Raw genomic sequence first — 21,503 nt, forward strand, 5'->3', positions numbered from 1 at the left:
ATCGGTCGCCGAATGAGGGGCGGGAACGCGCGATCACGTCCCTTCGGCCGTATCCTCGACCTCGGGGGCGTCGGCGTCGTCAACCAGCTTGAGCGACATCACGCACCGCACGCCGTCGGGCTCCAGATCGATCCGCGCCCGTCCGCCCGCCTGGTCGGCGAAGGTCTGGCGGATCATTCGCGTGCCGAACCCGGCTTTACCGGCCTTGCCCACCTGAGGCCCCCCGCTCTCGCGCCACAACAGGGTGAGAAAGCGCTCGCCGCCGGCATTGTGCGCCAGGTTCCAGCTCAGGGAGACGCGACCTTCGCTGACGCTCAGGGCGCCGTATTTGATGGCGTTGGTGGTCAGTTCGTGAAGCGTCAGGGCCAAGGCCACCGCCTGGGATGGATGTAGCAGCACCGGGGGGCCGTCGAACGCGAACGGCGACGGATCGCGCTGATGCGGGCCGGCCATCTCGTGAATGAGCGTCTCGAGATCGGCGCCCGCCCACGTCTGAGCGACCAGGACGTCGTGCGCGCGGGACAAGGCCATGATTCGTCCCGACAGATCTTGGCGCAGCGCGTCGCCGATGCTCGCGGAGCGGAGTGTCTGTTCGACCACGGACTGCACGGTCGCCAGGGTGTTCTTCACGCGATGGTTCAGCTCGTTCAGCAGCAGAACGCGCTGCTCCTCGGCGCGCTTGGCCGGGGTCTCGTCGCGGAAGATCTTGACCAGCACATCCTCGACCCCATCCAGTCGCAGCGTCATGCCGTTGGCCCAAAACCGACGACCGTCCTTACGCTGGTGCCAGCGGCTGTCTTCGGCTCTTCCCTTGAGCAGAGCTCTCTCGATCTCACGCTCCGCCGCGCCGTCCGCCTGGTCCGCCTCGCTGAACAGGAAGCGGAGATGGCGCCCACAGGCGTCACTCGGACCAAAGCCGGTGACGGCCTCGGCATCGCCGAGCCAGTGCTGGACGACGCCACTGCCGTTCATCACGACGATGGCGTAGGCGCGCACATTGTTGACGATCGCGGCGGCGAGTTGAGCGTCACTGGCGAACGGCATTGGGCGACCTGAGTTCGAAGGGCTGAAAGCGTTTCCTACGCGTCCGACGATGCCCTGTCTCATTCCGATTAAGCGAAGAGAGGACGGCCGGTGCGTTTCAGCGCGATCGCGCCTTCGTCCGGTTGGTCGGCGGCGCATTGGCCGGGTCTTCCGGCCAGGGGTGTTTCGGATAGCGGCCCCGCATATCGGCTCGCACCGCCGCCCACGATCCCGTCCAGAAGCCCGGCAGATCCTTCGTCACCTGCACCGGGCGCCGCGCCGGCGACAGCAGGGCCAGCGTCAGCGGCGTGGCGTCCGGCCCCACCGTGGGATGCGCCTTCAGCCCGAACAACTCCTGCACCCGCACCTCGACCCGAGGTCCGCCCTCCGCGCCGTAGTCGATGGCGGCGGTGGTCCCCAGCGGCGTTTCAAAGCGCTCCGGCGCCTCCGCCTCCAGCCGCCGCTGCCGGTCCCATGGGATCAGCCCGATCAGGGCGTCGGCCAGCCGATCGCGCGTCGACGCCAGGCTCTCGACCTGCCCCAGCACAGGCTCCAGCCACTCCGCCCGCGCCGCCCACAGCCCCGCGTCCGACACATCGGGCCATCCCGCGTCCCGCTCGCGCAGAAAGGCCAGCCGCGCGCGGATCGACAGCGCCCGCTCGCTCCAGGGCAGCGCCGACAGGCCGCCGCGCGCCACCTCCCCCAGCAAAGCCGCCGTCAGGGTCACCCGGTCCGGCGCGCCCAGCACCGTCTCGCCCAGCACGACGGCCCCCAGCCGCTCGATCCGCCTCACTACGCGTCGCCCGGACGGCTCGACCACCAACCGGTCGTCCAGGGTGATGGCCTCCGCGAACATCGCCCGTACCGTCGCTTCGTCCAGAGCCGCCGCCAGTCGAATCCGGTCGCGCGCCTCGCGTCCGCCGCCCAATTCCCCCACCGCCAGCCACGGCGCCCGCGCCAGCGCCTCGGTCGGCTCGAGGAATACGCCGCGCCCCGAGGCCAGCAGGAACTCCCCCGGCCGGCCCCGCGCCCTGCCTATCCGCTCCGGGAAGGCCAGACCCAGCAGTATGCCGGGCTCCAGCCGCTCGCCCTTCGCCCCACCGGCGGTTCGCGACCAGCGATCCGCCAGCGCGCGGGCCTCCTTCGCCCGTCCCCCGTCGTCCCGGCCCAGCCGACGCAGCCGCTCGCCCAGATCGACATCGTCGCCGCCCAGCCCCGGCTCGCTCAGGATCGCCGCCGCCCGCGCCGCCGTCGCCGTGTCGCCGCGATCCGCCGCCGTCGCCAGCATGTGCGCCAGTCGGGGTGACAGCGGCAGCTCGGCCATCCGCCGTCCATGCGCCGTCAGCGCGCCCTCCCCGTCCAAGGCGCCCAAACGCCCGAGCACCGCCCGCGCCTCCGCGAACGCGCCGCCCGGCGGCATATCCAGCAGAGCCAGTCCATCGGCGTCCTTCCGCCCCCACCGCGCCAGATCCAGTGCGAACCCGGTCAGGTCCGCCTCGGCGATCTCGGGCGGCAGGCTGGGGGCCAGGCCCCGCGTCTCCGCCTCCGGCCACAGCCGGTAACAGACCCCCGGCTCGGTCCGTCCCGCCCGCCCCCGCCTCTGGTCAGCCGAGGCGCGGCTGACCCTCACCGTGGCCAATCGGGTCAGGCCGCTGGACGGATCGAACCGGGGCACGCGCGACAGACCCGAATCGATCACCACCCGCACGCCCTGAATGGTCAGACTGGTTTCGGCGATGGCGCTGGCCAGCACCACCTTGCGGACGCCCGGCGGCGCGGGCTCCACCGCCCGATCCTGCTCGCCCCGATCCAGTCCACCATACAGTGGCGCCACCACCAGCCGCTCGCCTTCCAGCCCCGCCAGCCGCTCCGCCACCCGTCGTATCTCGCCCTGCCCCGGCAGGAAGACCAGGATCGAGCCCGTCTCCTCCCGGATGGCCTGCCGCACCGCCCGCGCCGTGGCGTCCTCGATCCGCTCCCCGACGCCCGGCTCCAGATGCCGCGTCTCGATCGGAAACATCCGCCCCTCGGAGGCGATCACCGGCGCATCCCCGAGCAATCGCGACACCGCCGTCGTATCCAGCGTCGCCGACATCACCAGCAGCCTGAGATCATCCCTCAGCAGCCCCTGCGCCTCGCGCGCCAGCGCCAGGCCCAGGTCGGCGTCCAGGCTGCGCTCGTGGAATTCATCGAAGAGAACAGCGCCGACGCCTTCCAGGCCCGGATCGTCGAGGATCAGACGGGTGAACACCCCCTCGGTCACCACCTCGATTCGCGTCGTCGGCCCGACCCGCGTTTCCCCCCGACTGCGCACCCCCACCGTCTGGCCGACCGCCTCGCCCAGGGTCTGGGCCATGCGCCGCGCCGCCGCCCGGGCCGCCAGCCGCCGTGGCTCCAGCACCAGGATTCGCCCGTTCAGCCACGGCTGATCCAGCAGCGCCAGAGGGACGACCGTGGTCTTGCCCGCCCCCGGCGGTGCGGCCAGCACCGCGACATTCGACCGCGCCAGAGCCGCCGCCAGCGCCGGCAGCGCCTCGTGGATCGGCAGGGTTTCGGCGGCGGCCATGCCACGCCCTAGCCGTCCCGGCGCCGGCTCGCCAGCCTCACGCTTGCGCCAACGGGGCGAAACCGCGTTGCCACAGTCCCGTCACATCGCTAGCGTCCGCGCCAACAGCAACCGCTGAAACAGTCGGAGGGGACTACATGTGGCGCGTTAAGCCGCTCGACGCCATCCTGGCCACGGCCCAGAAAAATTCACTGACGCGGACCCTGGGTCCGGTCCAGCTGACGCTCCTGGGCGTCGGCGCCATCATTGGTACGGGCATCTTCGTCCTGACCTCCGAGGCCGCCCAGAAGGCCGGCCCGGGCATGATGTGGAGCTTCGTCATCGCCGCGGCCGTCTGCGCCGTCGCCGCGCTCTGCTACTCGGAGCTGGCCTCGATGGTGCCGGTATCGGGTTCGGCCTACACCTATACCTACGCCGTTATGGGCGAGCTTCTGGCCTGGACCGTGGGCTGGGCCCTGATCCTGGAGTACGCGGTGGCCGCCTCCGCCGTGTCGGTGGGCTGGTCCGGCTACTTCATCGGGTTGTTAGGCAGTTGGGGTATAGAGTTGCCCCTTGCGCTCTCGGCCGGCCCCTACGCTGGCGGCATCGTCAACCTTCCGGCTCTCAGCATCGCTTTGCTGATCACCCTGTTGCTGATGATCGGCACCACCGAGTCGGCGCGGGTCAACGCCATCCTGGTGGCCATCAAGGTCACCGCCCTGACCACCTTTATCGTGCTGACCCTTCCGGCCATCCAGGGGGCCAACTTCGAGCCGTTCGCTCCCAAGGGGTGGTTCGACACCACGGGCCAAGGCCTGGGCATCGTCGGTGCGGCGGCCACCATCTTCTTCGCCTATGTCGGCTTTGACGCCGTCTCGACGGCGGCGGAAGAGACCAAGGATCCGCAGCGCAACGTGCCGATCGGCCTGATCGGTTCGCTTGGTATCTGCACCATCTTCTACCTGCTGGTCGCAGCCGGCGCGATCGGCGCCATGGGCGCCCAGCCCGTGGCCGGACCGAACGGCGAGATCCTCGCCGCCGGCAGTTCCGGCCTCGCCGCCCAGTGCCAGAGCCTGATGGCCGCTGGATCCGAGCCTCTCGTCTGTTCGCGTGAGGCCCTGGCCCACGTGCTGCGCGAAGTGGGTTACGAGCGGATCGGCGACCTGATCGGCATCGCGGCGTTCCTCGCCCTGCCCTCGGTCATCCTGATCATGCTGTTCGGCCAGACCCGCATCTTCTTCGTGATGGCGCGCGACGGCCTGCTGCCGGGCTTCCTGGCCAAGATCCACCCCAAGTGGAAGACGCCGCACATCGTCACCATGATCACCGGCGTGGCCGTGGCCTTCTTCGCCGCCTTCCTGCCGGTCGGACAGTTGGCCGACATCGCCAACTCCGGCACCCTGTTCGCCTTCTTCATGGTGGCGATCGCGGTGCTGATCCTGCGCAAGAAGGATCCGACCCGTCACCGTCCGTTCAAGACGCCGGCGGTGTGGATCGTCGCGCCGCTGGCGATCATCGGCACGGTCGGGCTGTTCTTCAACCTGCCCACCGACGCCAAGCTGGTGCTGCCCATCTGGGGTGCGCTCGGCCTGGTCGTCTACTTCCTGTACGGCTACCGCAAGAGCCACGTCGGCCAAGGCATCATCGACGTCCACGAGGACGATCCCGACGCCCCGCCGCCGCCGGTTCCGCCCATGCCGCGCTAAGCGGAGGGCGACGCCCGAAACGAGAGAAGCCCGGGGTTTCGGCCCCGGGCTTTTCCTTTGCTTGGTGCGGATGAGAGGACTCGAACCTCCACGCCTCGCGGCGCTGGAACCTAAATCCAGTGCGTCTACCAGTTCCGCCACATCCGCGATCAGGCAGGGCGTGCCTCTAGGCTGTCCCGCCCGTTGTCGCAACTGGCAAGGGGTCAGGCCATGCGGTTGAAGGTCACCGCGCGCCCGTCCACCGCCTCCGCGCGACCGCCGGCGCCGTAACCGGCGCTGCGATGGCGCACTTCGGCGACCTCGGCGGCGATGGCCCTGACGATCCCCTCGCTGACCGTCCGCGCCGCCTCCACCGCTCGCGCGTGGCGGGTCAGAATGGCCTCGAAGGCGCGCGTCGCCGTAGCCAGCGCCGAACGGTCGCGGTCGGGAACCTCGGCCAACAGCGCGCGATCCGCCTTCATTCGAGCCGATTCGCGCCGGTACAGATTGGCCATCTCTTGGGTCTCGGCCACGGTGGCGGCCACGTCCTGGGGTCGTCGGGCCTCGAAAGCCGCCAGTTCGGCGGTTAGCCGCTCGGTAAGCCGCTCGGTGAGCGTCGTCATCTGGCGGGCGCGTTCCTGCATATCGGCGACAGTCATGCGGCGATCGCCAGTCTCGGCGCCTCTGGTTTCAGGGGAATGGCGGTTGCGGCCTCGGGCTCGGTCGGAACGACGTCGCCCGGCTCAGCGGGCAGCGGCGCCTGGGCCTCTTCCTGCATCTTCAGCATCTCGCTGAGCACCTGGTCGGCCAGGCCGATGCCGCCGGCGCGTGCCGTCTGCTTGCCCATCTCGTCGATCATGAACGACCGCCACATCGACTCGCCCTCCCCGCCGCCGAACGGACCGTCGGTCGACAGACCCTCGAACATCGGCCGCATCATCATGGCCAGGAAGCCGGCTTCGAACTCCTCGGCGACCTTGCGCATCTGGTCCGGCGTCGCCGCCTGGCCGAGCACGGGCGTAGCTCTGAGGAAGTCGGCGGACGGCGCGAGCGGGCTCATCACATCACCTCGATGTCGGCCTGCAGCGCGCCGGCCGCCTTGATGGCCTGCAGGATGCTGATCATGTCGCGCGGGCTGACCCCCAGGGCGTTCAGGCCGTTGACCAGGGTCGACAGCGAGGTCGAGCCCTCGACGATGCGGATCTCGCGGCCCAGCTCCTCCTCGATCGCCACGTCGGTCTGGGGCAGGACCACGGTCTCGCCCTCTGAGAACGGCGCGGGCTGGCTGGCGAAGGGGTTCTCCTGGACCGAGACGGTCAGATTGCCCTGGGCCACCGCTACGGTGGACACGCGCACCGCCTCGCCCATGACGATCACGCCGTTGACCTCGTCGATGATCACCTTGGCCGGGGTGTCGACCTGCACCGTCAGGTTCTCCACCTGGGTCAGGAAGCCCGGCACGCCCAGGTGCGGCGGCGGCCTCAGCGTCACCACCGAACCATTGTCGGCATAGGCCGTGCCCGGATAGGCCTGGTTCACCGCCTGAGCGACGCGCTGGGCCGTAGTGAAGTCGGGATTGCGCAGGGTCAGCCGCACCTGATCCATCGAGGCCATGGAGAAGCCGGTGTCCTGCTCGACGATGGCGCCGGCGGCGATCCGCCCGGCGGTCGGCACGCCGCGCGTCACCGACGAGCCCGAGGCTCCCGACGCCGACACCGATCCCGTCTGAACCGACCCTTGCGCGATCGCATAGATCTCGCCACCCGCGCCGCGCAGTTCGGTGACGATCAACTGGCCGCCCAGCAGACTCTTGGCGTCCCCCATGGACGACACGTTCACATCGATACGCGAGCCCGGCGTGGCGAAGGCCGGCAGTTCGGCCGTCACCATCACCGCCGCCAGGTTCTTGGTGTTGGCGTTGGCGTCCCGGATGTTGAAGCCCAGCTTCTCCGTCATGGCGTCGAGATACTGGCGCGTGAACGGCGAGTTCCTGAGCGAGTCGCCCGTGCCGTTCAGCCCGACCACCACGCCGTAGCCGATCAGCTGGTTGGTGCGGACGCCCTCGATGGCCACGATGTCCTTGATCCGCGACTGCGCCTCGGCTGCCCCCGGCAAGCCGATCAGGGCGGCGCCCGCCATCAGCAGGGCGGCGAGGGGACGAAGGTGGGTGACGGACATGGCGAACTCGCAGAAAACCGGTCCCACCCCGCAGTGCCAATCCCATGCCACGTCGTTAAGCACGAATTGTCGTTTGATTTCAGCACCCGCCCTGCCAACACGCGGCGCCTCCCGGCAGGATTTGCCCGCCCCATTAACCAAACGGTGACGGCTCACCAACCACAGTGCGGCATGGCTCAAACCCAGCGGACGAGACGTCGATGAAGGTCACCGGTCCCGGCGGTCCGATGATGCCCGCCGCCTCGCGCCCCGCGCGGGCTGCGGGCGGCTTCTCCGTGCCGTCCGGCTCCACCAGCGCCACGGGCCCTGCCGCCGCCGCGGGCGCCGCCGGAGGCGTCGCCGGCCTGTCGGGCCTCATGGCGCTTCAGGGCGTGGACGACCCGCTGGAACGTCGCCGCCGCAACATCCGCCGCGGCTCGGGCCTGCTGGACCGCCTGGACGAGTTGAAGCTGGCCCTGCTCTCCGGCGCCGACGGCCAGACCGCGCTTCAGGGCCTGTCCCGCGCCGCCGCCGAGGCCCGCGCCGAGGACGACACCCCCGGCCTCACCGCCCTCCTCGACCAGATCGACCTGCGCGCCGCCGTTGAACTCGCCAAGGCCCAGCGCCGCGCGGCCTGATCGGCCACAATGTTCTCACATTGTTCTTGCTGAAATGCGGGACTCGCTCCCCATATAGCGCTGTCGGCCCGGACCCTCCCCGGCCCTCCCGCGTTCCCGGACAGCATGACCGAAAAGCACAACTTCATCCGCGTTCGCGGCGCCCGCGAGCACAATCTCAAGGGCGTGGACGTCGACATCCCGCGCGAGAAGCTGGTGGTCATGACCGGCCTGTCGGGCTCGGGCAAAAGCTCCCTGGCCTTCGACACCATCTACGCCGAGGGCCAGCGCCGCTATGTCGAAAGCCTGTCGGCCTATGCGCGTCAGTTCCTGGAGCTGATGGGCAAGCCGGACGTGGACCTGATCGAGGGTCTGTCGCCGGCCATCTCGATCGAACAGAAGACCACGTCCAAGAACCCGCGCTCGACCGTCGGCACGGTCACCGAGATCCACGACTACATGCGCCTGCTGTGGGCGCGGGTGGGCGTCCCCTACTCCCCCGCCACCGGCCTGCCGATCGAGAGCCAGACCGTCAGCCAGATGGTCGACAAGCTGACCGCCCTGCCCGACGGCGAGCGGATCCTGCTGCTGGCGCCCGTCGTGCGCGGGCGGAAAGGCGAATACCGCAAGGAAATCGCCGAGTGGCAGCGCGCGGGGTTTCAGCGCCTCAAGATCGACGGTGAGTTCTACGCCATCGAGGACGCGCCGACCCTCGACAAGAAGTTCAAGCACGACATCGACATCGTGGTGGACCGGATCGTCACCAAGCCTGATCAGGAGGGCCGCTACGCCGACAGCCTGCAGACGGCCCTGGGTCTGGCCGACGGCATCGCCGTGGCCGAATGGGCCAATGCCGAAGAGGGCCAGCAGCCGCGCCGCATCACCTTCTCCGAGCGCTTCGCCTGTCCGGTCTCGGGCTTCACCATCTCGGAGATCGAGCCCCGGCTGTTCTCGTTCAACAACCCCTTCGGCGCCTGCCCCGTCTGTGACGGTCTGGGGGTCAAGCTGGCCTTCGACGCCGATCTGGTGGTGCCCGATCGCGACAAGACCCTGCACAAGGGCGCCGTCGCCCCGTGGTCGCGCGGCCCCTCGCCGCTCTACACCCAGACCCTGCAGTCGCTCAGCCGCCACTACGGCTTCTCGATGGACAAGCCCTGGCGCGATCTGCCGGACAAGGCGCGCGAGGTGATCCTGCACGGGTCCAGGGGCGAAAAGATCAAGTTCACCTATGACGACAACGCCCGCAAATACGAAACCTCCAAGGCCTTCGAGGGCGTGCTGCCGAACCTGGAGCGCCGCTGGCGCGAGACGGATTCCGCCTGGGTTCGCGAGGAGTTGGGCCGGTTCCAATCCGAAACCCCGTGCGAGGCCTGTGGCGGCAAGCGGCTGAAACCCGAGGCCCTGGCGGTCAAGATCGACGGCGCCGACATCGCCGAGATCAGCTGGCTGTCCATCTCCAAGGCCCATCTGTGGTTCTCGACCCTGGAGGAGCGGCTGACCGACAAACAGGTCGAGATCGCCCGGCGCATCCTCAAGGAGATCAACGACCGGCTCAGCTTCCTCAACAATGTGGGGCTGGACTACCTGAACCTGTCCCGATCCTCCGGCACCCTGTCCGGCGGCGAGAGCCAGCGCATCCGCCTGGCCAGTCAGATCGGCTCGGGTCTGACGGGCGTGCTGTACGTGCTGGATGAGCCGTCGATTGGCCTGCACCAGCGCGACAATAGCCGCCTGCTTGACAGCCTGCGCGGCCTGCGCGACCTCGGCAATTCGGTGCTGGTGGTCGAGCATGACGAGGAGGCCATCGTCACCGCCGACCACGTCATCGACATGGGCCCGGCCGCCGGCGTCCACGGCGGCGAGATTTGCGCCCAGGGCACGCCCGACGAAGTGATGGCCAATCCGAAGTCGCTGACCGGCCAGTATCTGACCGGCGCGCGCGAAATCCCCCTGCCGCCCGAAGGCCGCCGCCCGATCGACCGCAAGCGCATGCTCAAGGTCTCGGGCGCCACCGGCAACAACCTCAAGAACGTTACCGGCGAAATCCCGGTCGGCGTCTTCACCTGCATCACCGGCGTGTCCGGCGGCGGCAAGTCCACCTTCACCATCGAGACCCTCTACAAGGCCGCCGCGCGCCGGCTGAACAACGCCTCGGACGCCCCCGCCGCCTTCGACCGGATCGAGGGACTGGAGCATTTCGACAAGGTCATCGACATCGACCAGTCCCCGATCGGCCGCACGCCGCGCTCGAACCCGGCGACCTACACCGGCGCCTTCGGACCCATCCGCGACTGGTACGCCGGCCTGCCCGAGTCCAAGGCCCGCGGCTATGGCCCCGGCCGGTTCAGCTTCAACGTCAAGGGCGGGCGCTGCGAGGCGTGTCAGGGCGACGGCCTGATCAAAATCGAGATGCACTTCCTGCCCGACGTCTATGTCACCTGCGACGTCTGCAAGGGGAAACGCTACAACCGCGAGACCCTGGAAATCGTGTTCAAGGGCAAGAGCATATCCGATGTTCTTGACATGACGGTCGAGGAAGCCGCGACCTTCTTCAAGGCGGTGCCCCCGATCCGCGACCGCATGCTGACGCTGGAGAGGGTCGGCCTGGGCTACGTCAAGGTCGGCCAGCCGGCGACCACCCTGTCGGGCGGTGAGGCCCAGCGGGTCAAGCTGTCCAAGGAGCTGTCGAAACGGGCGACCGGCAAGACCCTCTACATCCTCGACGAGCCCACCACCGGCCTGCATTTCGAGGACACCCGCAAGCTGCTGGAGGTGCTTCAGGAGCTGGTCGAGGCCGGCAACACCATCGTGGTAATCGAGCACAATCTGGATGTCATCAAAGTCGCCGACTGGCTGCTCGACTTCGGGCCGGAAGGCGGCGACGGCGGCGGCGAAATCGTGGCCGTCGGCACGCCCGAACAGGTCGCCGCCGACAAGGACAGCTGGACAGGACGCTACCTCAAGGAGGTGCTCGACCGCCACGAGGCGCGCCGCAAGGCCCGCGCCGCCGAGGCGGTCAGCAGCGCCAAGCTCTCGAAGCCCGCCGCCAAACGCCCCCGGGCCCGCGCGAACGCCTGACCGGTTTGGCGTCATCGTCGCTCGCGGCGAGGCGCTTTGGCTCATCGCCCAAGCAAGGCGGGTTCATCACGGCGGGCACGACGGACTCACGGCGAACACGACGGCTTCAGTGCCGCGGGCGCAGCTGGCGGCAGTCGGCCAGCACGGGAGGGTGCCATGAATCGACGCCTGGGCGTCGATCAACCTAAGCGGCCCTGCTGCGCAACAAGCCGCCGGCGTGGACACGCCTCTAACCCCGTCGTGTCCGTGGTGAAGCCCGTCGTGCCCGCTGTGATGAGCCGTCCCATCATCAGCGACCGACAGCCGCTGGTCGGCGACATCCAACTCAGAGCTCGAACGACCGAACCCCTACAGCCCCAGTTTGGCCTTTAGAATCTCGTTGACCGCGGCCGGATTGGCCTTGCCGCCGGTGGCCTTCATGACCTGACCGACGAACCAGCCGATGGCCTGGGGCTTCTCGGCCACCGCGGCCGCCTTGTCGGGATTGGCGGCGATGATCTCGTCCACCGCCTTTTCGATCGCGGCGGTATCGGTGACCTGTTTCAGCCCGTGCTTCTCGACCACCTCGGCCGGCGAGCCCTCGCCGTTCCACACGTGGTCGAAGACTTCCTTGGCGATCTTGGACGAGATGACGTTCGTCTCGATCAGCTCGACCAGCTGGGCCACATGCGCCGCCGGCAGCGGGTTGTCCGAGAAATCCTTGCCGTCAGCCGTCAGACGGGCCGACACCTCATTGGTTACCCAGTTTGAGACCAGCTTGGCGTCGCGCCCCTTCGCCGCCGCCTCGAAATAGTCGGCCTTGGCCTGTTCCGAAATCAGCACCCCGGCGTCGTATTGCGACAGGCCATAGTCGGCCATGAACCGGCGACGCTTGTCGTCCGGCAGCTCGGGCAGAGACGCCTTGATCTCCTCGATCCAGGCCCGCTCGATCTCCAGCGGCAGCAGGTCGGGGTCGGGGAAATAGCGGTAATCGTGCGCCTCTTCCTTGGAGCGCATCGACCGCGTTTCGCCGGCCGTCGGATCGTACAGACGCGTCTCCTGATCGATCACGCCGCCGTCCTCCAGGATCTCGATCTGGCGACGAGCTTCATAACCAATCGCCTGAGAAATAAACCGGAAGCTGTTGACGTTCTTGATCTCGCAGCGCGTGCCCAGATGGCCGAAATCGCCGCTTTCGCGGTATTTCTCGTACTGGCCGGGGCGGCACACCGACACGTTCACATCGGCGCGCAGATTGCCCTTCTCCATGTCGCCGTCGCAGGTGCCCAGATAGATCAGGATGGTGCGCAGCTTCTTCAGATAGGCCACCGCCTCGTCCGGGCTGCGCATGTCGGGGCGCGACACGATCTCCATCAGCGCCGTGCCGGCCCGGTTCAGATCGACATAGCTCTCCGAGGGCGACAGGTCGTGGATCAGCTTGCCGGCGTCCTGCTCCAGGTGCAGCCGCTCGATCCGCACATTGAAGAACGACCCGTCGTCGCGCTCGACCTCGACCACGCCCTCGCCGACGATCGGGTGATACAACTGGCTGATCTGATAGCCGGTCGGCAGGTCGGGATAGAAATAGTTCTTGCGGTCGAACTGGCTCTTCTCGTTGATCTTGGCCCGCAGCCCCAGGCCGGTGCGCACCGCCTGCTCGACGCAGAACCGGTTCAGCACCGGCAGCATGCCCGGAAAGCCCGCATCGACCAGCGACACCTGCTCGTTCGGCCCCGCCCCGAAACCGACGGCGGCCCCCGAGAACAGCTTGGCCTTCGACGCCACCTGCGCATGCACCTCCAGCCCCAGGACGATCTCCCAGGGACCGGTGCGGCCGTCGATGGTTTTGACCGGATCGCTCATGCTCACCACCACTTCTCAGGCTTCGCCACAAACCCCGCCGCCTGTTCCAGCGCGTCCGCCACCTGGAACACCGTCGCCTCGTCCAGCGCCTTGCCGATGACCTGCAGGCCCAGCGGCAGGCCGCCCGAGTCCACGCCCGCCGGCACCGAGATGCCCGGCAGGCCAGCCAGGTTGGCCGTCACCGTGAAGACGTCGTTCAGATACATGGTCACCGGGTCGATCTGCTTGTCGCCCAGCGCGAAGGCCGCCGACGGCGTCGAGGGCGTCAGGATGGCGTCCACACGGTCCCAGACCGCATCGAAGTCCTGAGCGATGCGGCGACGGACCTTCAGCGCCTTCACATAATAGGCGTCATAGAATCCGGCCGACAGCACATAGGCGCCGATGGTCAGGCGCCGCTGGACCTCCTTGCCGAAGCCCTCGGCGCGGCTGGTCTCATAGAGGTCGGTCAGCGACTTGGCGCCCTCGGCCCGATGGCCGAACCGCATCCCGTCATAGCGCGCCAGGTTCGACGACGCCTCGGCCGGAGCGATGATGTAGTAGGTGGGCAGGGCGTATTTGGTGTGGGGCAGGCTGATGTCGACGATCTCCGCGCCCGCCTCGCGCAGCCAGGTCTTGCCCTGCTCCCACAGCTCCATCTGTTCGGCGGGCATGCCGTCGACGACGTATTCGCTGGGGATGCCGATGCGCAGGCCCTTCACCCCCTTGCCCAGCGCCTGGGTCCAGTCCGGCGTCTCGACGTCCAGGCTGGTCGAATCCTTGGGGTCGAAGGAGCACATGGAGCGCAGGAAGATGGCCGCATCCTCGACCGTCTTGGTGATCGGTCCGGCCTGATCCAGCGAAGAGGCGAACGCCACCATGCCGAACCGACTGGCGCGGCCATAGGTCGGCTTGATGCCGACCGTGCCGGTGAAGGCCGCCGGCTGGCGGATCGAGCCGCCGGTGTCCGACGCCGTGGCGGCCAGGCACAGCTCACCCGCCACCGCGCTGGCCGAGCCGCCCGACGAGCCGCCCGGCGTCAGGTCGGCGTTCGAGGTCTTGGATTTCCACGGATTGACCACCGGCCCGAAGGCCGAGGTTTCGTTGGACGAGCCCATGGCGAACTCATCCATGTTCAGCTTGCCCAGCATCACCGCCCCGTCGCGCCACAGATTGGCGGTCACGGTCGATTCATACGGCGGGACGAAGCCCTTCAGCATGTTCGACCCGGCCGTGGTCTGGACCCCGTCGGTGCAGAACAGGTCCTTGATCCCCAGCGGCGCGCCTTCCAGCGCCCCGCCTTCGCCCTTGGCCAGCCGGGCGTCGGAAGCCCGCGCCATGTCCAGCGCCTTGTCCGCCGTCACCTCGACATAGGCGTTCAGCGTCGGGTTGGCCGCCTCGATGTTGGACAGAAAGGCGCGGGTGATCTCCTCCGAGGAGAAGTCCCTGGCCTTGAGGCCGTCCAGCGCGCCCTTGAGGGTCAGCTTCGTCAGATCGGTCATCGGGTCTCGTCCGAGGCGCGGGCGACAATGGCGCGCGGAGCGGGGGCGCGCAGGCGCGGGGCCACGACGGCGGCGGCGTGGCGACGGCGCAGATCGCGCCGCGCCGAGGCGGCGTCACGCATGATGATCAGGGGCCACAGTCTCATTCCACCACCTTCGGCACCACGAAGAAGCCATCGGCCGACTTGGGCGCGTTCGACAGCACCGCCCCGACCTTGGCCCCGTCGGTGACCACGTCGTCGCGCAGGCGCAGCGGCTGGCTCACGTTCGAGGTCATGGGCTCGACGCCCTCGATATCGACCTCGTCCAGCTGCTCGATCCAGGCCAGGATGCCGTTCAGCTCTCCGGCCAGAACCTCGAGCCGGTCCTCGGGCGTCTTGATGCGGGCGAGATGCGCGACCTTGCGCACCGTCGCGGCGTCGATGGCCATGCGGCCCTCCGAATTCACGCGATGGGTGGAAAATCCAGCGCCGGGCTTAGTCTCGGCGCGGCGGAATCACAAGCCGCGCCTCAGCCGCGCGCGAAGGCTTCCAGCTCTTCGGGCGTATTCAGGCTCAGGCTCTCGACCTCTGGCGCGATGCGCTTGGCCATGCCGGTCAGCACCTTGCCGGCGCCGATCTCGACGAACCGGCCGACTCCGCCTTCTCCCGCCATCCACGCCACGCTCTCGCGCCAGCGCACCCGGCCGGTGACCTGCTCGACCAGCAGACGACGGATCGCCTCCGGCTCGGTCTCGGGCCGCGCGGTGACATTGGCCACCACCGGCGGTGTCGGCGCCGCGATCGTCACGCCCGCCAGCGCCTCGGCCATGCGGTCCGCCGCCGGCTGCATCAGCGGACAGTGGAAGGGCGCCGAGACGTTCAGCGGGATGGCCCGCGCGCCGAGCTCCTTGGCCTTTTCGATGGCCCGATCGACCGCCGCCTTCTCGCCGGAAATGACGATGTTGCCGGCGTTGTTGTCGTTGGCCACCACACAGACCCCGACCTCGGCCCCCGCCGCCGCAGCCGCTTCGGCCAGGGCCAAATCGGTCTTGGGCCCGATCAGCGAGGCCATCGCCCCCTTGCCCACCGGCACGGCCTTCTGCATCGCCTGGCCGCGTGTCTTCAGCAGCCGCGCCGTCTCGGCCAGCGGGATCGCCCCCGCCGCGCACAGGGCCGAATATTCGCCCAGCGAATGCCCGGCCACGAAGGACGCCGCCGCCACATCCACATCGAATTCGCGCTTCAGCACCCGCGCCGTCGCCACTGACACCGCCATCAGGGCCGGCTGGGCGTTCTCGGTCAGGGTCAGCTGATCCTCCGGCCCCTCGCGCATCAGTTTGAACAGATGCTGGCCCAGCGCCTCGTCCACCTCGGCGAACACCTCGCGCGCGCTGGCGAAGGCGTCCGCCAGGCCCGCGCCCATGCCGACCGACTGCGAGCCCTGGCCGGGGAAGAGGAAGGCGGTGGTCATGGCGGGGCTCCGGGTCGTGAGTAGTGAGTGGTGAGTCGTGAGTAGCGGCTTCCGGGCCCGCTATCCACGCCATCGCTGAAATTCCAACTTCCACTCACGAGTCACGACTCACGGCGACGTCTCGATCGCGATGGTTCGAGCGTCCGCAACGCGGTAGAACACGGCCACCCGCGCCCCGGAGCCTTGCTCATGACCGTCCTGCGCCTCGTCACCCTCGCCCTCCTCCCTGTCTTTGCCGCCTGCTCGCCGGAGCCCCAAACATCTCCGGAGTTGACGCCGGCCATCCCGGCGCCCGCCGATGCCGCGGCCCCCGCCTCGGCCCCGACCGCGCTGGAGGCCGCCGTGCGCGCCGCCTACGCCGACGGCGGGGCCCTGCGCTATCAGGCCGCGACCCTGGACCTGAACAGCGACGGCGCCGACGAGGCGGTGGTCTATCTGATGGGGCCGTTCGTCTGCGGCTCGGGCGGCTGCCCCACCCTGATCCTGACGCCCGAGGGCGACGGCTGGCGCACGGTTTCGACCCTGACCGTCAGCCGCCAGCCGATCTGGGCGCTGGACAGCCGCAACGAGGGCTGGCGCGATCTGGTCGTCTCGGTCGCGGGCGGCGGCGGCTCCTCCGGCCAGGCCCGGCTGGCCTTCGACGGCCAGACCTATCCGACCAATCCGACCGTGCCGCCGGCCGAGCCCGTTCCCGCGCCCGCGACCCCGCCCCTGATCGCCGAGACCGCCCCGATCTCGGAGCTGCCCTGATCAGCCGCCGGTCGCCAGCGACCACAGCTCGCGTCCCGCCAGCACGCAGAACAGCAGCGCCGCCGCGGCCAAGAGGCCGTTCGACACCCAGCCGTTGCGGCGCTCGGCCGGCACCCGCTCCGAGTTCAGCAGCCAGATCAGCGTCCCCGCCAGGAACGGCATGAACAGGCTGCCCAGCACCCCATAGGCGACGATCAGCCCGAACGGCCGGTCGACGAACAGCAGCAGCATCGGCGGAAAGGTCAGCCACAGCGCATAGCCCCGGAACGCCCAGCCTTTCGACGCGGCCACGGCGCCGCCCTCGCCTTCCGTGCGCCCCCGGGTGAAGCCCACGAAGTCGGCGAACATGGTGCTGACCCCTTGCCACACGCCCAGCAGGCTGGAGAAGCTGGTCGCCCAGAACCCGACCAGGAATAGCACCGCGATCGGCCGCCCGAACCGCGCCTCCAGCACCAGCCCCAGGTCCAGCAGCCCCCGGTCCCCGCCCGACAGCGCCACCCCGGCGGCGTGCAGCAGCTCGGCCCCGACGATCAGCATGGCGATCACGAACACCCCGGTCACCGCATAGGCGATGCGGTTATCCCAGCGCATCACCCGCATCCACGGCTCGCCACGCCAGCCCTTGGCCGCCAGCCAGTATCCATAGGCCGCCGTGGTGATCGTGCCCCCCACCCCGCCGATCAGCCCCAGCGTATAGAAGGCCGCCCCCTCCGGCAGGGTCGGCCACGCCCCGGCCATCAGCGCCGGCAGGTCCGGCGCCACCAGCACCGCCAGCCCGACCACGGTGACGAACATCAGCCCGACCAGCGCCGTCATGACCTTTTCGAACAGGCCATAGCCGCCGACCCACACGAACCCCAGGCCCGCCACGCCCGCGATCATGCCCCAGGTCTTGAGGTCCAGCGCCAGCCCCGTGCCGTCGAACAGCGCCGCCAGCGGCAGCCCCACCGCCGTCATCGCCGCCGCGCCGTAGACAAAGCCCCAGATCACCGCATAGACGCCGAAATAGATCCCGGCCCAATTCAACCGTTCGCCGCCGGGCACGCGCACCCCCGGCCCCGGCAGGCTGGCCCAGCCCTGAAACATCGTCCGCCCCGAGCCCAGCCAGAACCGCCCCACCCCCTCGGCCAGCGCGATCTTCAGCACCGTCCCGATCACCGCCGCCCACAACAGCGCATACCCAAACCGCGACCCCGCAATCAGCGTCGCCACCAGATCGCCCGCCCCCACGCCGGTCGCCGCCACGACGATGCCGGGGCCGATCAGGGACAGGCGGGGCGGCTTGGCGGGGGGCGCGTCAGTCATCCGGCCACGCTAGCCGCATCCCTCTCCCAGCGGGAGAGGGCTTGAGCGCACGACGGCCCCGCCGTCGTCCTGGCGCTCAAGGGTGAGGGGCTACGCCGCCCGCCGCGCGGCGAACGTGCCATCGGCCAGGGCGCTGATCTCGGCATAGCGCACCAGGGTGCCCAGCGCCTGCACCACCCGCTGCTCGATCTTCTTGCCCCCGCCCTTAAAGGCGCGCGACACGGCGGCGGCGTCCATGGGGCGGCTCGCGGCCTGCAGCACGGCGCGGATGGCCATGACCTGTTCGCCCTTGTCCTTGGGAAAGGCCGGCAAACCCTTGTCGATCGCCACGACCTGCGCGCCCAGGTCCAGTTCTCCGGACTTGGCGGCGGCGGCCCCCTTGGCGAAGCGGGGAATCTGATAGTCGGGCCGCAGCCAGCGCACGTGGCCCGCCGCCTCCTCGGCCGCGCGCTCGGCGTTCAGCGCGACCAGCCGTTCCAGAATCTGTTCATCGCTCAGGTCGTGGGGCCAGCCATAGGCGTCGGCGGTCGCCCGATCGATCTGGTCGTGCAGGTCATTGAGGATCAGCACCCGGCCGCGCTGGGCACGGTCGGCATCTTCGTCCGAGAAGGGTTCGCCCCGTCGCCGCTGCTCAAGAAGATTGTAGAGCCCGGTCAGGGTCAGGTCCGGATGCCCGGCCTGCACCGTCTTGCGCGTGGCGTCGAGCTCCTCGCCGAGATCGCGGAGGGTGGCGCGGATGGCCTCGTCAGGGTCGGGGAAGGGGAAGGGGTCGAAGCAACGGGACTTGGAGTAGCGCGGGTCGTTGCCGACGCCCAGCCAGCCTCCAGCTCGCGTAGCCCAGGTGACATGAACCCTTGAGCTCAACAGGGCGAGCGATGCGCCATCGGCAGATGCGATGGCGATGATCATGTGATCGACCAGAAAGTTGGCGTCGATGAACTGGAACAGCCGATGTTTGGAGGTTTCCGTCGTTCCAATGAACCGAGGGAGATTCTCCAGCGCTGGCCGAAACGTCCGGCGAGGCTCCCCGAAGACCCACCATCGCCGGCGGAAAGCCTCTCGCCGATTGAGATCGCGTTCCGGCTTCACGGTCTTGAGAAGATGTTGATAGATCCCAGGGTGTCTTTGCCGAAGAGAAGCGTCGTCCAGGCCAAACGCGTCGATCACTGATCTGCCACGTCGAGATCGGACCAACTCAGCGCCGTTCAAGAATGGCTTGATTAGCTCCCTAGCGGCAGGGTCTCTCTCTACGAGATATTGCGCCTCCGAAGCGCTCAAGACGAAACCCTGTCCCGCGAGCATCATGCCGTTGCAGGCGATACCCTCGTTCGCGAGCAGGGCTTTTGACCCGGCGACGTCGGCACCGACCTCTAGGTCAGCGTGAATGCGCCCGATGTGCTCTTCGTAAACAATGTGGGGATCATCGGTCTCGATGCCGCTCTCGCGGATCACCTGGTCCAAGCGGCCATCATGAGAGCCGGCCATTACGACTGTCATTGAAATCCGAACGGCCGCCGCCTCAGCGCTTGCCTTGGTCCATGGCTGATCGGGCACTGCATAAATCACGCTCACAGGCATCTTGGCCTTCAGATGCCGATCCAAAGTGCGGCGATTGAACACCCCGGTCAGAGAGTTGGTGGTGACGAGCCCGAAGCGACGAAGGACCGTCTTCTTTCTAGCCAGCAGTTCTGCCGCCCGATCCCACCAGTACATGACGAGGTCGGTACTCTGGTCGATCCATGAGTGAGCATTCCACAATGCTTCGACATAGGCATCTCCGAGAGGCCCCCGCATCGCCGCGCCCTTCCCAAGAAACGGCGGGTTCCCGACGATGAACTCAGCCTCCGGCCATTCCGGCCGCCGGGCGTTCGGGAACACCTGCACCGCCACCCCGTCCCGCATCTCGAACTGATCCTCGGGATAGCCGTCCCACGTCAGCACCGCGTCCTTCTGCTGGATGTTGCCGAAGGCCTTGAGGATCGGCTCGGCGGGGTGTTCGGAGCGGTTGCGGTAGTGCTGCTGCAGATAGCCGATCCACAGCACCAGTTCGGCGATGGCGGCGGCGCGGACGTTCAGCTCGATGCCCAGGAACTGGTGCGGATCGACCGTCTCCAGCCCGATGCCCTCGGTCTCGCCCAGCTCGGCCAGCGCCTCCAGCACCTCGCCCTCCAGCCGCTTCATCAGCTCCAGCGAGACATAGAGGAAGTTGCCGGTGCCGCAGGCGGGGTCCAGCACGCGGGTCGTGCACAGCTGATGATGAAAGGCGCGGACGGCGGCGACAGCCTCCCTTTTTGCACTATCGCGCTCCGTACTGCTTGAGTGCGCCAGCTCCCCCCGTTCCTTGGCGTCGCCGGCCTTCAGCTGCGCCGCGTTCCAGTCGGCGCGCAACGGCTCCATCACCGTCACCTCGACTAGCCGCTCGACATAGGACCGGGGCGTGTAATGCGCGCCCAGCTTGCGCCGCTCGGCCGGGTCCAGCGCCTGCTCCACCAGGGTGCCGAAGATGGCGGGTTCGACATAGCGCCAGTCGTGGCGGCTGGCGGCTAGCAGTTCGCCGATCTCCTCGCGCGTCATAGGAAACGCCTTGGCGTCCCGGAACAGATTGCCGTTGAACCAGCGCAGATGGGTGCGGAACAGCGAGAAGAAGCGGTCGGCGTGATCGCGCGCGTCCATCTTGCGCCATAGCTCCTGCAACAGCGGCGCAAAGCTGTCCGACCCCTCCAGCGACTCTTCCAGCAGCTTGGTGAACTCGCCCTTGGGCAGCAGGTCCACGTCCTCGGCGAACATCGTGAAGATGCAGCGCATCAGGAAATGCGCCACCTCCTCCGCCGGATGGTTCTTCTCCAGCCGGCGCGATACGGCCGCCAGCCGCTCGGCGATCTGGCGCGTCACCCGCGCCGCCTCGCGTGTCGGATCCAGCGACTGAGGGTCGGTCCAGATCGCCTTCAGCCGGGCCTGGATGTCCTCGCGCCGCAGGTCCTCCAGCCGCACCCGGAACCCCTTGCGGTCCGGAAAATGGGTATAGGCCCGACCGCTGCCTGAGAAATCGGCATAGACCTCGAATACATAGCCCACGTCGCAGACGATGATAAACGGCGGCGCGACGTGATCTGGAGGCAGGCGAAAGACGTAGTCCTCAGCCTGTTTGCGCGCGTTGCGCATCAGAACGTCCCACTTGCCCTGAGAAGCGGCGGTCGATGCGGCTTCGTCGGGCTTGAAGAGCGCCTGCTGGCCGTCGTCACGCTGGCTGGCCCGCGACTGCTTGGCCTCCAGGATGAAACAGCCGCGCTTGTACAGATCGATCCGCAGGGTCGAGGCGGTGCCCTCGCTCTCGCGCCGCTTCACCCCCCGCTCGAACACATAGTCGTTGCCGGCGGTGTCGTCGGACGCCGGATGGGGGCGCGGCAGACCCAGCGCCTCGCACAGCTCCGACAGGAACATTTGGTAGTTGGCCCGCTCGGCCCCCCCACGCGCGGCGCTCCAGCGATCGATGAAGGCGTCGATGTCCAAGCGTCTCTCCCCTCCCCGCACTTGGCCCGCATCGCGTCTGCGTTGCAAGCGCCCCGGG

General features: G+C 68.5%; 16 protein-coding genes and 1 tRNA gene. 4 read left to right on the forward strand and 13 right to left on the reverse strand.

The features are described 5' to 3' along the window. Positions 1-33: 33 nt before the first annotated feature. Both EES48_RS05110 and hrpB read right to left on the reverse strand, forming a co-directional pair. Positions 34-1,044, reverse strand: coding sequence for a sensor histidine kinase (locus tag EES48_RS05110; RefSeq protein ID WP_162998028.1), 1,011 nt, complete (start codon positions 1,042-1,044; stop codon positions 34-36). 97 nt (positions 1,045-1,141) lie between these two features. Next, a complete protein-coding gene (gene hrpB / locus EES48_RS05115) occupies positions 1,142-3,589 on the reverse strand; it encodes an ATP-dependent helicase HrpB (protein ID WP_122465311.1) in 2,448 nt (815 codons plus the stop codon). A gap of 137 nt (positions 3,590-3,726) precedes the next feature. Between hrpB and EES48_RS05120 the strand changes: the two genes are divergently transcribed. Further along, on the forward strand, positions 3,727-5,274 hold the full coding sequence (locus tag EES48_RS05120) for an amino acid permease (RefSeq protein ID WP_122465312.1): 1,548 nt from the start codon (positions 3,727-3,729) through the stop codon (positions 5,272-5,274). A gap of 62 nt (positions 5,275-5,336) precedes the next feature. Here the strand turns inward: EES48_RS05120 and EES48_RS05125 are convergent. The 4 genes from EES48_RS05125 to EES48_RS05140 form a co-directional block, all read right to left on the reverse strand. Continuing rightward, positions 5,337-5,421, reverse strand: a tRNA-Leu gene (locus tag EES48_RS05125). A gap of 56 nt (positions 5,422-5,477) precedes the next feature. Further along, a complete protein-coding gene (locus EES48_RS05130) occupies positions 5,478-5,912 on the reverse strand; it encodes a flagellar basal-body protein FlbY (protein ID WP_122465313.1) in 435 nt (144 codons plus the stop codon). Further along, positions 5,909-6,313: a rod-binding protein gene (locus EES48_RS05135; RefSeq protein WP_122465314.1), complete on the reverse strand. Its 405-nt coding sequence runs from the start codon at positions 6,311-6,313 to the stop codon at positions 5,909-5,911. The genes EES48_RS05130 and EES48_RS05135 overlap by 4 nt, the downstream gene beginning before the upstream one ends. Next, positions 6,313-7,431, reverse strand: coding sequence for a flagellar basal body P-ring protein FlgI (locus tag EES48_RS05140; RefSeq protein WP_122465315.1), 1,119 nt, complete (start codon positions 7,429-7,431; stop codon positions 6,313-6,315). The genes EES48_RS05135 and EES48_RS05140 overlap by 1 nt, the downstream gene beginning before the upstream one ends. Before the next feature lie 200 nt (positions 7,432-7,631). On the opposite strand from EES48_RS05140, the gene EES48_RS05145 reads away from it, so the two are divergent. Both EES48_RS05145 and uvrA read left to right on the forward strand, forming a co-directional pair. After that, positions 7,632-8,048, forward strand: a complete 417-nt coding sequence (locus tag EES48_RS05145; protein WP_122465316.1) for a flagellar assembly protein FliX — start codon at positions 7,632-7,634, stop codon at positions 8,046-8,048. A 105-nt stretch (positions 8,049-8,153) separates the two neighbouring features. Beyond that, positions 8,154-11,105 carry an excinuclease ABC subunit UvrA gene (gene uvrA, locus EES48_RS05150; RefSeq protein WP_122465317.1) on the forward strand — a complete coding sequence of 984 codons (2,952 nt, stop codon included), beginning with the start codon at positions 8,154-8,156 and terminating at the stop codon, positions 11,103-11,105. A gap of 348 nt (positions 11,106-11,453) precedes the next feature. On the opposite strand, the gene gatB is transcribed toward uvrA, so the two are convergent. The 5 genes from gatB to fabD all read right to left on the reverse strand — a co-directional run bounded on the left by gatB (position 11,454) and on the right by fabD (position 15,880). After that, complete coding sequence (gene gatB, locus EES48_RS05155; protein WP_122465318.1) at positions 11,454-12,947, reverse strand: Asp-tRNA(Asn)/Glu-tRNA(Gln) amidotransferase subunit GatB; 1,494 nt, start codon at positions 12,945-12,947, stop codon at positions 11,454-11,456. 2 nt (positions 12,948-12,949) lie between these two features. Next, positions 12,950-14,428, reverse strand: a complete 1,479-nt coding sequence (gene gatA, locus EES48_RS05160) for an Asp-tRNA(Asn)/Glu-tRNA(Gln) amidotransferase subunit GatA (RefSeq protein WP_122465319.1) — start codon at positions 14,426-14,428, stop codon at positions 12,950-12,952. Further along, positions 14,425-14,574, reverse strand: a complete 150-nt coding sequence (locus EES48_RS14775; RefSeq protein ID WP_162998029.1) for a hypothetical protein — start codon at positions 14,572-14,574, stop codon at positions 14,425-14,427. The genes gatA and EES48_RS14775 overlap by 4 nt, the downstream gene beginning before the upstream one ends. Further along, entirely contained in the window at positions 14,571-14,858 is a 288-nt protein-coding gene (gene gatC, locus EES48_RS05165; protein WP_122465320.1) for an Asp-tRNA(Asn)/Glu-tRNA(Gln) amidotransferase subunit GatC, read from the reverse strand. The genes EES48_RS14775 and gatC overlap by 4 nt, the downstream gene beginning before the upstream one ends. Positions 14,859-14,938: 80 nt before the next feature. Further along, the gene (fabD, locus tag EES48_RS05170) at positions 14,939-15,880 is read right to left on the reverse strand and encodes an ACP S-malonyltransferase (RefSeq protein ID WP_122465321.1); all 942 of its coding nucleotides are present in this window, start codon (positions 15,878-15,880) and stop codon (positions 14,939-14,941) included. 189 nt (positions 15,881-16,069) lie between these two features. Between fabD and EES48_RS05175 the strand changes: the two genes are divergently transcribed. After that, positions 16,070-16,630, forward strand: coding sequence for a hypothetical protein (locus EES48_RS05175; protein ID WP_122465322.1), 561 nt, complete (start codon positions 16,070-16,072; stop codon positions 16,628-16,630). Here EES48_RS05175 and EES48_RS05180 read toward each other — a convergent pair whose 3' ends face one another. Both EES48_RS05180 and EES48_RS05185 read right to left on the reverse strand, forming a co-directional pair. Then, complete coding sequence (locus tag EES48_RS05180; RefSeq protein WP_122465323.1) at positions 16,631-17,935, reverse strand: Nramp family divalent metal transporter; 1,305 nt, start codon at positions 17,933-17,935, stop codon at positions 16,631-16,633. A 90-nt stretch (positions 17,936-18,025) separates the two neighbouring features. Next, positions 18,026-21,445 (reverse strand): class I SAM-dependent DNA methyltransferase, encoded by a 3,420-nt coding sequence (locus EES48_RS05185; RefSeq protein WP_122465324.1) that lies wholly within the window; start codon positions 21,443-21,445, stop codon positions 18,026-18,028. Positions 21,446-21,503 lie beyond the last annotated feature (58 nt).

It is taken from the genome of Brevundimonas lutea, from assembly GCF_003704105.1.
GTDB lineage: Bacteria > Pseudomonadota > Alphaproteobacteria > Caulobacterales > Caulobacteraceae > Brevundimonas > Brevundimonas lutea.

What these genes read in the sequence shown, in the direction of transcription:
- EES48_RS05110 (WP_162998028.1), bottom strand. Translation starts at nt 1,044, where the DNA reads ATGCCGTTCGCCAGTGACGCTCAACTCGCCGCCGCGATCGTCAACAAT.
- hrpB (WP_122465311.1), bottom strand. Translation starts at nt 3,589, where the DNA reads ATGGCCGCCGCCGAAACCCTGCCGATCCACGAGGCGCTGCCGGCGCTG.
- EES48_RS05120 (WP_122465312.1), top strand. Translation starts at nt 3,727, where the DNA reads ATGTGGCGCGTTAAGCCGCTCGACGCCATCCTGGCCACGGCCCAGAAA.
- EES48_RS05130 (WP_122465313.1), bottom strand. Translation starts at nt 5,912, where the DNA reads ATGACTGTCGCCGATATGCAGGAACGCGCCCGCCAGATGACGACGCTC.
- EES48_RS05135 (WP_122465314.1), bottom strand. Translation starts at nt 6,313, where the DNA reads ATGAGCCCGCTCGCGCCGTCCGCCGACTTCCTCAGAGCTACGCCCGTG.
- EES48_RS05140 (WP_122465315.1), bottom strand. Translation starts at nt 7,431, where the DNA reads ATGTCCGTCACCCACCTTCGTCCCCTCGCCGCCCTGCTGATGGCGGGC.
- EES48_RS05145 (WP_122465316.1), top strand. Translation starts at nt 7,632, where the DNA reads ATGAAGGTCACCGGTCCCGGCGGTCCGATGATGCCCGCCGCCTCGCGC.
- uvrA (WP_122465317.1), top strand. Translation starts at nt 8,154, where the DNA reads ATGACCGAAAAGCACAACTTCATCCGCGTTCGCGGCGCCCGCGAGCAC.
- gatB (WP_122465318.1), bottom strand. Translation starts at nt 12,947, where the DNA reads ATGAGCGATCCGGTCAAAACCATCGACGGCCGCACCGGTCCCTGGGAG.
- gatA (WP_122465319.1), bottom strand. Translation starts at nt 14,428, where the DNA reads ATGACCGATCTGACGAAGCTGACCCTCAAGGGCGCGCTGGACGGCCTC.
- EES48_RS14775 (WP_162998029.1), bottom strand. Translation starts at nt 14,574, where the DNA reads ATGAGACTGTGGCCCCTGATCATCATGCGTGACGCCGCCTCGGCGCGG.
- gatC (WP_122465320.1), bottom strand. Translation starts at nt 14,858, where the DNA reads ATGGCCATCGACGCCGCGACGGTGCGCAAGGTCGCGCATCTCGCCCGC.
- fabD (WP_122465321.1), bottom strand. Translation starts at nt 15,880, where the DNA reads ATGACCACCGCCTTCCTCTTCCCCGGCCAGGGCTCGCAGTCGGTCGGC.
- EES48_RS05175 (WP_122465322.1), top strand. Translation starts at nt 16,070, where the DNA reads ATGACCGTCCTGCGCCTCGTCACCCTCGCCCTCCTCCCTGTCTTTGCC.
- EES48_RS05180 (WP_122465323.1), bottom strand. Translation starts at nt 17,935, where the DNA reads ATGACTGACGCGCCCCCCGCCAAGCCGCCCCGCCTGTCCCTGATCGGC.